The following is a 10,414-nucleotide window of genomic DNA, read 5'->3' as shown; positions in this document are numbered from 1 at the left end:
CAAACTTGCGCAGAGCACGCCCGTGCCAATTAACCAGAAAGCTAAAGCTTTTCAAGCTTCAGTTCGAGGCGATGTTATGTCCTCGACCAGCGGCACTCTTCAACTCGATGAGAAGTGGCCGACGTCGAGGATCGCGCCGGTGTTGCGCACTGCGGGTCGAACGAGCATCGCCGCGGGCGTGAGCCCGAGCACCGGGTGATGCCAGCGCGGTGCGATGTCCATGAGCGGGCGGAGCACGAAAGCCCGTTCGTGAGCGCGCGGATGGGGGAGAACAAGCGTCGCGTCCTCGACAGGACGGCCCATCAGCCAGTTGCGAACGAGGCCCTTATAGCTTACGATGTCCAGATCGAGTGGCCTTGGTGCCCATCGGTGATTGGCGCGATCACGCTTGACGGTGAGAAGCCGCCCCGCTTGCGCCTCAATCCGCTTCAAAACTCGTAATAGCGTATTTGCAGGCATTGACGAGTTGACGGACACTGCGGCGTTTAAATAGTCGGGTTGAGCGAGTTCGCTGTGAGCCTTCGTCCGATACAGTCTCGACGTATTTTCGATTTCTACGCCGTGTGAAGCCAGTTCGCGGACCGCCCGTCGGAGAGTTTCCTCGGGCGATCCCCATGGCCCAGGCAGATTGGACCCGAGGGCAATCAAAATGCCGCCCTGAAACAAAATGCCTTGATTTGCACTCATATATTGAGCCATCACTATTTCTTTCGCCTGATTGGGGAACGGTAGCCCCTTAGAAACTACTTAGAATGCAACAAGACATTCGCAGCCAAGGTAACCGCATGAATTTCTACTCGAACGAGCGAATTGCTCTTTTCATAGACGGGGCGAACCTTTATGCCACGGCTAAGGCTTTAGGCTTCGATATAGATTATAAGCGACTTTTGAATTTATTCCGCAACAAAGGCGTGTTGTTGCGCGCGCTTTATTACACCGCTCTTGCAGAAGAACAGGAGTATTCTTCCATTCGTCCCTTGATCGATTGGCTGGATTACAACGGCTACTCGATGGTTACGAAGCCCACGAAAGAATTTACCGATGCGTCCGGGCGCCGGAAGATCAAGGGCAACATGGACATCGAACTCGCTGTCGACGCCATGGAGCTGGCCGAGCATCTCGATCACATCGTCCTGTTCTCGGGCGACGGGGATTTCCGCACGCTTGTCGAAGCGCTTCAGCACAAGGGCAAGCGCGTGAGCGTCGTGTCGACGCTGACGACGCAACCGCCCATGGTCGCGGACGAACTTCGACGGCAGGCGGATCAGTTCATCGACCTCGCGGACCTTCAGAAGGACATCTGCCGCACCCAGCGAGGCGAAAACGGGCGCGAATATCAGGCGCACATTCATGAGCAACGACATCATGAGCGCATGAACGCGGCGGCGATTCGCGACACTCAGGTGGACGCGGACTAGTGGTGCGACGGGCGCGAGGGCGTTCATGTGCGCCCTGCCCCTCAGCCGCCGCTTGCGCCGCGCGATAAAATGGCGAGCGAACCGCAGCCCGATTGCCTCTTTTGCCCGAGGCTTGCCGATTTCCGCCGCGATAACAGAGCCGATCACCCGGATTGGTTCAACGCGCCGGTTCCCTCCTTCGGCTCCGCCGATGCCTCGCTCCTGATCGTCGGTCTCGCGCCCGGTCTCCGCGGCGCGAATCGCACGGGTCGTCCGTTCACGGGCGACTACGCCGGGATGCTGCTTTACGAGACCCTGCTCGACTTCGGCTTCGCTACCGGCACATACGATCAGCGCGCCGACGATGACCTTCTGCTGCGCGATTGCCGCATCACGAATGCCGTTCGATGCGTTCCGCCCGAGAACAAGCCGACACCGGCGGAGGCTGCGGCGTGCCGCGGCTTTCTCGCCGCGACGATTCGGGAGATGCCGCGCCTGCGGGCGATCCTTGCGCTCGGCCGAATTGCTTTCGATGCGACATTGCGGGCGCTGGACCTCAAGGCTTCGCAGTACAAATTCGCCCACGGTTCCGCACTGCATCTTGGCGGCGCGCATAAACTTTTCGGCAGTTATCATTGTTCACGGTATAATACGAACACGGGCCGCTTAACGGCGGAAATGTTCAGGGATATCTTTAAGCAAATCGCGGTCTATCTAGAGAGCACCGCAGAAGAACAGAGCCAAGCCAATGCTGGAAGTCACCACAGACAAGGTTGCGCATGTCATCCTTCGCGCTCGTGAGCTTGACGTAAAGACCGCCGCATGGGACGACGACTCGGATAGCGACGACGCCACAAGCGACACGATCCTCGAAGACCGCCCGGACGATGCGACGCGGCAGGAACTCAGGGAATTTCTCGACAGTCTCAACGAAGACGAACAGGCGAGCCTGATCGCGCTGGCCTGGATCGGTCGCGGCACCTACGCGCCGGGCGAACTCGACGAGGCGATCGCGACGGCGAAAGCGGAACACGGCAACAACCCGGTCGACTACCTGTTCGGTCTGCCGCTTTTACCGGATTACCTCGAAGACGCACTCGACCAGCTCGGCTATTCGGTCGAGGAAGCCGAGGAAGGCATCGTCGGCAGGGCCTGATCTTGCGCCGCCGTCGAAAGCGCCATCGCGAAGCGACAGCCTGCTTTAGCGAGGCCGTCATTTGAATATCGTCAAGCCGCGCCATAAATTTGAAGCTGGAGCAGTCAAGGCGGCGCGTTGCCCCTCGGCTCCCGGATTCTCGCGCCAAGAGGCGCTCCGGTAAGGCGCGGCAATGACGTTATTTTTCACATCGGACACGCATTTCGGTCACGAGAATATCATCCACACCTGCAATCGCCCCTTCGCGAGCGTCGCCGAGATGGACGAAGCAATGATCGCGCGCTGGAATGAGCGCGTCGCGCCTGGCGATACCGTCTATCACCTCGGTGACTTCTGCTTTCGCAATTTCATTGGCGCGGACGTCTATCTGAAGCGGCTCAACGGCACGATCCACCTTGTTCAGGGCAACCACGACACGGACATGCTGAAACACCACGCTTCGCTTTTCGCGAGCGTCAGCCTCATTCGCGAGATCGAGGCGGGCGGCCATCGAATCGTGCTGTGCCATTATCCGATGCGCGAGTGGAACGGGTCGTGGACGGGAAGCTGGCACCTGTTCGGCCATGTGCATGGCCGACTCAATCACGCCCCTCTCGGGTTCAGCCTCGACGTTGCCGCAGACACACACGATTTCACGCCGTGGAGCCTCGACGAGATCGAGGCGGCGCTCAGGGATGTCGAAAATCCGTTCGCGGCCGGTCGCACGGATCGGGTGACGCTGCGCTTGCGCTGACGTCGCGGTGGCGGTCCGTCACCCGGTCGCACCGTTCGCCAGTTCGAACATCACTTCGTTGCGGCGCATGAAAGGCAGCGTCCACGGCGGATCGTAAAACGCAAGCACAGGCTCGCCCTTGATCGCAAGACCATGCGTCTCGGCATAGCGGCGAAGCTCGTCGCTCTTCTCCCGGATCGCGTCTTCCCCCGCGAAACCCGAAAAGCGGATCGCGAGGAAGCGCCGCGGCGGGATCGCTTCCAGCCGCACGCGCGAATCGGTCGGCGCTGGCAGCGTCTCCATCGTCCACGCCTTCGGCATGATGAAGCGGACGGTCCAGCTCTCGCGCCTCTCGCCATCGCGCGTGCCGCCACCCTGCTGCGTGACCGGCGCGGTCATGGCGATCTTCTGCTTCTGCTGCTCAACCGGCGCCGTCATCTCGATCTTCGCCTTCGGCTGGTTGGCGCCGAAGATGTAAGCCGCTATCAGCCGAAAGCCTTCGTTTATGGCTTCCCGACGCTGGCCCTTGACCTCCGCTTCCGCCGCGATCAATGGGCCATAAGCGCGAATCTCAATGTCGCCATCCTGCTTTTCGATGCGAAAGTCCGGCTGCTCGACGCGGCTCATGGCCGGACCGGCAACCACGGCCGCGACCGCCACCGCGCCGAGACCCAACGCCGCCAACAAGATCACTCGATGCATGTCACCCTCGCGTGCCGGCGGCCCTGATTCCACCGCCTCGATTGAGAATCCCGCACACCCCGATGTGTTCCATGGCGCTTCCTGGCGCGTTGCCTCGCACGAGCGCGCGGGCTAACATCGGCGCGCGCCCCTCCCCCTCGCGAGGCTTCATGAAAATCCTGACGCACCGGATCGAACTCTCAACCATCGAGCCGATCGAGTTTATCGACATCACAGACGAGGTCCGCAAATGGGTCGCGGCCATTGGCGCGCGGTCGGGCATCGTCTCGATCACCTCGCTGCACACGACGGCGCGGGTGAACGTGAACGAAAGCGAGCCGCAGCTTCAGCTCGACATGATCACCTTCCTCAAACGGTTCGTGGCGCGTGACGGTAACTACCGTCACAACGACGTGGCCGTCGATGGCCGCGACAACGCGCATTCGCATCTGCTCGGCCTGTTCATGACCGAGACGGAAACGGTGCCGGTTGCCGATGGCGCGCTCGTGTTCGGCCAATGGCAATCGATCTTCTTCGTCGAACTCGACGGCCCGCGCGAAAAGCGCACGATTCACCTGCAATTCATGGGAGATGCGGCGTGACGCCGGACGACATTCAGGGCTTTTACGCGCGTCGCGGCGAGCTTGACGCCGAAGCCTATATCGAACTCGACTTCACCTTCGAATGCGCGGGCGAACCGCGCGAAGCGGCGGCGCATCTGTGCTCCGAGCAATCGACCGCGCAATGGCGGCGCGTCGGCGTGGACGAGGACTTCCGCCCGCGCTTCGCCGCGAAGGTGCTGGACCTCGACGCGACGCCGCGCGCAGGCGGCTTCTCCATCCCGATCGAGCACGCGCCCAAAGGCGACGTTTACGCCTGCCGCGCCACCATCGCGCATCCGCACGGCAATTTCGGCCCGAAGATCCCGAACCTCATCTCCGCCGTGCTGGGCGAGGGCGTGTTCTTCTCGCCCGGCATCCCGCTGATCCGGCTCGAAGACATCCGCTTCCCTGCGAGCTACCTCGCCGCGTTTCAGGGACCGCAATTCGGCATCGCGGGGCTGCGCGAGCAATTGCAGGCGTTCGGGCGGCCGATCTTCTTCGGCGTCATCAAGCCGAATATCGGGTTGCCGCCGGAGCCGTTCGCGGAACTGGCCTATCAGGCTTGGCTCGGCGGCCTCGACATCGCGAAGGACGACGAGATGCTGGCGGATGTCGACTGGTGTCCGCTGGCCGACCGCGCCGCGCTGCTGGGTGCTGCTCGCGAGCGGGCCGAACGCGAGACCGGCGTGCCGAAGATGTACCTCGCCAATATCACCGACGAGGTGGACCGGCTCGTTGAGCTACACGACCTCGCCATTGCGCGCGGCGCGAACACGCTGCTCATCAACGCGCTACCGGTCGGCCTCTCCGGCGTTCGGATGCTCAGGAAGCACGCGCGCGTGCCGCTGATCGCGCATTTCCCGTTCATCGCCGCCTTCGCGCGACTACCTCAATATGGCGTCCATAGCCGGGTGTTTACGCGCCTGCAACGGCTCGCGGGCTTCGACGTGGTCATCATGCCGGGCTTCGGCGCGCGCATGATGATGCCCGAAAGCGAAGTGCTCGATTGCGTGCGCGCGTGTCTCGAACCGATGGGATCGATCAAGCCCGCCCTGCCCGTGCCCGGCGGCAGCGACAGCGCGGCGACGCTCGAAGGCGTGTATCGGAAGCTCGGCACCGTGGATTTCGGCTTCGTGCCGGGGCGCGGCGTGTTCGGCCACCCGATGGGGCCGCGCGGCGGGGCGGCGAGCCTGCGTCACGCGTGGGATGCAATCGCTGCGGGCGTGCCCGTGGCAGATGCGGCGGCGGAGCATGCGGAGTTGATGGCGGCGCTTGTGGCGTTTGGGAAGAAGTAAGCGCAACATCGGCGTCGAAACAGCCCGGCCGCGAACGACGGCGGGCAACATGCGCGATGCGAATCGCGAACTCGACACTTCATTTTCGCAACCCAAAGCCGCCGTTGCACAATTGCAACGACGGCGATGATCGATTTAAAGTTGCGCAAAAATACTTGCACACAAGAACAAATGGGGTACATTCGGTGTCGTTTGCAAGTCCATGACCGCTATGGAATAAACGAAGGATTACGATTCATGAGCGAAACGCCATTCCGCGTGATCGAAGGGAATTTGGACAGTATGGACAAGCAGAAAGCCCTCGAAGCCGCCTTGAGCCAGATCGAGCGGAATTTCGGCAAAGGGTCCGTCATGCGGCTTGGCAAGAATGACAAGCCCGTCGAGGTGGAGGCGATTTCCACTGGATCTCTTGGCCTCGATATCGCGCTCGGAATAGGCGGGCTGCCGCGTGGTCGCGTCATTGAAATTTTCGGGCCGGAATCGTCCGGCAAGACGACGCTCGCGCTTCACGTGATCGCGGAAGCCCAGAAAAAGGGCGGTGCCTGCGGGTTTGTCGACGCCGAGCACGCGCTCGATCCGGGCTATGCGCGAAAGCTGGGCGTCAATCTCGAAGATCTGATCATCTCGCAGCCGGACGCGGGCGAACAGGCGCTCGAAATCACCGATACGCTGGTTCGCTCCGGCGCAATCGATGTCATCGTGGTTGATTCGGTCGCCGCATTGACGCCAAAGGCGGAGATCGAAGGCGAAATGGGCGATGTGCTGCCCGGCATGCAGGCCCGCCTCATGAGTCAGGCGCTTCGCAAGCTGACCGGATCCATCTCGAAATCGAATTGCATCGTCATCTTCATCAATCAGATACGCATGAAGATCGGCGTCATGTTCGGAAACCCCGAAACCACGACGGGCGGCAACGCGCTGAAATTCTACTCCTCTGTACGCCTCGACATCCGGCGCATCGGACAGATCAAGGAGCGCGACGAGGTTGTCGGCAACCAGACCCGCGTCAAGGTGGTCAAGAACAAGGTGGCGCCGCCATTCAAGCAGGTCGAGTTCGACATCATGTATGGCGAAGGCATCTCAAAGACCGGCGAATTGGTCGATTTGGGGGTGAAGGCGAACATCGTGGAGAAGTCGGGCTCCTGGTATTCGCATGACAGCCAACGAATTGGACAGGGACGGGAAAACGCAAAGGCCTTTCTGCGCGGCAATCCCGCGGTCGCCGAAGCGATCGAGCGGGAAATCCGCGCCAATGCCGGATTGATAGCGACAAGAATCCTCGACGGCGCGGATGGCGACGACGACGACAATGGCGACGGCGAGATTCCAGGCGAGGCTGAGGCACCAAGCCGGAGCAGAAAAGGAGCCAGCCGCTAATCTGCATGTGGCAGGATTGCTGTGGGCGTCTTGCTCGATAACGAGAAATTGCGGTATCGCTGTCGAGTGCCGATATGCTTTATCTCCGGGGCGGATTTGGCCACAGGTAAAGCCGCGCTTGTCCATTGGAAACGAATTTGGTTATGAGCACCCTTAACGAGATCCGCGGAACATTCATCGATTTCTTCCGCAATAATGGTCACGAGCACGTCCCGTCGAGCCCCCTCGTGCCTCGGAACGATCCGACGCTGATGTTCACGAACGCGGGCATGGTGCAGTTCAAGAACGTTTTCACCGGTATGGAGACGTTGCCCTACAAACGCGCCGTGACCTCGCAGAAATGCGTGCGGGCGGGCGGAAAACACAACGACCTCGACAATGTCGGCTATACGGCGCGGCATCATACGTTCTTCGAGATGCTCGGCAATTTCTCCTTCGGCGACTACTTCAAGGAGCGCGCCATCGAGTTGGCCTGGACGCTCGTCACCAAGGAATTCGGCCTCGACAAGAAGCGGCTTATCGTCACGGTCTTTTCCGAAGACGATGACGCGCATGCGCTCTGGAAGAAGATCGCCGGGCTGCCCGACGACCGCATCATCCGCATTTCCACCTCGGATAATTTCTGGTCGATGGGAGAGACGGGCCCCTGCGGTCCTTGCTCCGAAATCTTCTTCGATCACGGTCCCAAGGTTCCGGGCGGCCCCCCCGGAAGCGAGGACGCCGATGGCGACCGCTTCATCGAAATCTGGAACCTCGTTTTCATGCAGTACGAGCAGATTTCGAAGGCGGAGCGGCTCGACCTGCCGAGGCCCTCGATCGACACCGGGATGGGCCTGGAACGCGTGGCGGCCGTACTTCAGGGCGTTCACAACAATTACGATACGGATCTCTTTCAGGCGATCATCCGCGCTTCCGTCGATGCGACCGGCGTGCCGGCCGAAGGCGGAGCGCTTCCGAGCCATCGCGTCATCGCCGATCACCTTCGCGCCTCCGCCTTTCTCATCGCGGACGGCGTCCTGCCCTCAAACGAGGGGCGCGGCTATGTTCTCCGCCGCATCATGCGACGCGCGATGCGCCATTCGCATCTGTTGGGCGCGGAAGAACCGTTGCTCCATCGGTTGCTTCCAGTCCTTGTGCGGGAGATGGGACAGGCTTATCCGGAACTCGTGCGCGGTCAGGCGCTGATCGGCGAAACGCTCAAGATCGAGGAGGTCCGCTTCCAGAGGACGCTTGCTCGCGGCCTCAGCCTTCTCGACGATGCTTCAGGCGCTCTTGGCGCGGGCGACACCTTTTCCGGCGACGTCGCATTCAAGCTGTACGACACCTACGGGTTTCCCCTCGATCTGACGCAGGATGCGCTGAAAGCCCGCAGCATCAGTGTCGATATCGAGCAGTTCAACGCCGCGATGGCGCAGCAGAAGGCCGAAGCGCGCAAGGCCTGGGCGGGGTCCGGCGAGGCCGCGACCGACAAGGTCTGGTTCGATGTGCTGGATCAGGCCGGAGCGACGGAGTTCCTCGGCTATGAAACCGAAAGCGCCGAGGGCCAGATCGTCGCGATCGTGAAGGATGGCAAGTCGGTCAAGCAGTTGAAGACCGGCGACGAAGGCATTCTTGTTCTCAACCAGACGCCGTTTTATGGCGAGTCGGGCGGCCAGGTCGGCGACCGGGGTGTGATCATCGCTCCGAAGAACGCCCATTTCGATGTAACCGATACGCAAAAGAAGTTCGGCAAGCTGTTCGCCCATGTCGGGACGGTGAAGAAGGGTCCGCTCAAGGTCGGCGATGCCGTGGAAATGCGGGTCGAGCACGCGCGGCGCACTGCCATTCGCGCGAATCACTCCGCGACGCACCTGCTTCATGAAGCGCTGCGTGAGACTCTCGGCACGCATGTCACCCAGAAAGGCTCGCTTGTCGATCCGGACAAGCTCCGCTTCGACTTTGCCCATCCGAAGCCGCTTTCGAAGGAAGAACTCGCAACCGTCGAAGAACTGGCCAACGCGGTGGTGCTTCGCGACAGTCCGGTAGTGACACGCCTCATGGCGGTGGACGACGCGATCGCCGCCGGTGCGATGGCGCTTTTCGGCGAGAAATACGGCGAGGAAGTGCGCGTCGTGTCGATGGGCGAGGCCAGCCATGACGAGCGTGGAAGCCGCGCGTTCTCGGTCGAGTTGTGCGGGGGAACGCACGTCCGCGCGACAGGCGAGATCGGCCTCGTCAAGGTCGTGCAGGAGAGTGCGGTCGCGGCCGGTGTCCGACGCATCGAGGCGCTGACGGCCAATGCGGCGCGTCTCCATCTCGCGCATCAGGAAGCGGCGCTCCGGCAGGCCGCCGAGCTTCTCCGCGTGGCACCGTCTGAAGTTCCGGTGCGTCTGCAGGCTCTCATCGAAGAGCGCAAGAAACTTGAACGCGAGCTTGCCGAGGCGAAGAAGAAAATCGCGCTCGGCACCGGCAACGGTCAGGCCGGGGCGGAAAATCCGGTTCGCCGGGTTGGCGACGTGACCATGTTCGCGCGCACGGTTAAAGGCATACACCCCAAGGATCTTCGCAGTCTGGTGGACGACGGCAAGCGCCAGATCGGGTCTGGGATCGTCGCCATCGTCGGTGTCACGGAAGATGGCAAGGCGGGGATTGTCATCGGCGTGACCGACGATCTCACCAAGCAATATAGCGCCGTCGATCTCGTCAAGGCAGGAGCGGCGGCTCTTGGCGGTCAGGGCGGAGGAGGGCGGCCGGATATGGCTCAGGCAGGCGGCCCCAACGGGGAAAAAGCGGAGGACGCGTTGAGCGCCATTGCCGAACGCCTTGCGAGCGCGGTTGCGCCGGCATAGAGCGTTGCGGGGCCGTGACTGCCGGGCGTTTTTCCCGGTCGGGCGTGGCTTCGCGCGCGATAGGGATTCACAACCGGACCATGCAAATCGTCCGATTGCGTTATATGAGCGTGTCAAGTAGCGCGCATGCGGGCTGTCAGAATACCCGGCGGGAGATGAGCCGCCATGGAGGACCCACCTTCACGACCGCGCGGGGTTTGGGGCTCGAGAGCACGTTCCGATCTGATTGAATTGCAATCAGAACGGTAAAACGGTCTCTTCTTGACGTTTAGAGACGGATTCACCGATCAGGTTGGGTCAACCTGATCGGATCCGGCTCCAGAAGCTTGTCCCCCGGCGGCCGTCAAACATCGCCGATGTCCGGAA

Annotated in this window: 10 protein-coding genes; 8 read left to right on the top strand and 2 right to left on the bottom strand. The window is 61.6% G+C overall.

Annotation, left to right across the window (positions count from 1 at the left end; genetic code table 11):
* Positions 1–99 precede the first annotated feature (99 nt).
* Positions 100–699, bottom strand: coding sequence for a 2-amino-4-hydroxy-6-hydroxymethyldihydropteridine diphosphokinase (gene folK / locus KKP04_RS05190; protein ID WP_215027667.1), 600 nt, complete (start codon positions 697–699; stop codon positions 100–102).
* 86 nt (positions 700–785) lie between these two features.
* Here folK and KKP04_RS05185 point away from each other — a divergent pair, with 86 nt between their 5' ends.
* The 4 genes from KKP04_RS05185 to KKP04_RS05170 all read left to right on the top strand — a co-directional run bounded on the left by KKP04_RS05185 (position 786) and on the right by KKP04_RS05170 (position 3,286).
* Complete coding sequence (locus tag KKP04_RS05185; protein WP_215027896.1) at positions 786–1,418, top strand: NYN domain-containing protein; 633 nt, start codon at positions 786–788, stop codon at positions 1,416–1,418.
* Positions 1,419–1,487: 69 nt separating this feature from the next.
* Positions 1,488–2,198: a uracil-DNA glycosylase gene (locus tag KKP04_RS05180; protein WP_215027666.1), complete on the top strand. Its 711-nt coding sequence runs from the start codon at positions 1,488–1,490 to the stop codon at positions 2,196–2,198.
* Positions 2,146–2,553, top strand: a complete 408-nt coding sequence (locus KKP04_RS05175; RefSeq protein ID WP_215027665.1) for a DUF3775 domain-containing protein — start codon at positions 2,146–2,148, stop codon at positions 2,551–2,553. Before KKP04_RS05180 ends, KKP04_RS05175 begins: the two co-directional genes overlap by 53 nt.
* 172 nt (positions 2,554–2,725) lie before the next feature.
* Positions 2,726–3,286, top strand: a complete 561-nt coding sequence (locus KKP04_RS05170; protein ID WP_215027664.1) for a metallophosphoesterase family protein — start codon at positions 2,726–2,728, stop codon at positions 3,284–3,286.
* A gap of 18 nt (positions 3,287–3,304) precedes the next feature.
* Here the strand turns inward: KKP04_RS05170 and KKP04_RS05165 are convergent, their stop codons facing one another.
* Positions 3,305–3,967: a heme-binding protein gene (locus KKP04_RS05165; protein WP_215027663.1), complete on the bottom strand. Its 663-nt coding sequence runs from the start codon at positions 3,965–3,967 to the stop codon at positions 3,305–3,307.
* A 149-nt stretch (positions 3,968–4,116) separates the two neighbouring features.
* On the opposite strand from KKP04_RS05165, the gene KKP04_RS05160 reads away from it, so the two are divergent.
* From KKP04_RS05160 to alaS, 4 genes are all read left to right on the top strand, one after another.
* Entirely contained in the window at positions 4,117–4,548 is a 432-nt protein-coding gene (locus KKP04_RS05160; protein ID WP_215027662.1) for a secondary thiamine-phosphate synthase enzyme YjbQ, read from the top strand.
* Positions 4,545–5,843: a RuBisCO large subunit C-terminal-like domain-containing protein gene (locus tag KKP04_RS05155; RefSeq protein WP_215027661.1), complete on the top strand. Its 1,299-nt coding sequence runs from the start codon at positions 4,545–4,547 to the stop codon at positions 5,841–5,843. The genes KKP04_RS05160 and KKP04_RS05155 overlap by 4 nt, the downstream gene beginning before the upstream one ends.
* A 237-nt stretch (positions 5,844–6,080) precedes the next feature.
* The gene (gene recA, locus KKP04_RS05150; protein ID WP_215027660.1) at positions 6,081–7,220 is read left to right on the top strand and encodes a recombinase RecA; all 1,140 of its coding nucleotides are present in this window, start codon (positions 6,081–6,083) and stop codon (positions 7,218–7,220) included.
* 143 nt (positions 7,221–7,363) lie between these two features.
* On the top strand, positions 7,364–10,048 hold the full coding sequence (gene alaS, locus KKP04_RS05145) for an alanine--tRNA ligase (protein WP_215027659.1): 2,685 nt from the start codon (positions 7,364–7,366) through the stop codon (positions 10,046–10,048).
* Positions 10,049–10,414: the final 366 nt, after the last annotated feature.

Source organism: Rhodomicrobium sp. Az07, from assembly GCF_018619475.1.
GTDB lineage: Bacteria > Pseudomonadota > Alphaproteobacteria > Rhizobiales > Rhodomicrobiaceae > Rhodomicrobium.
This window is presented reverse-complemented; position numbering and strand designations above follow the sequence as displayed.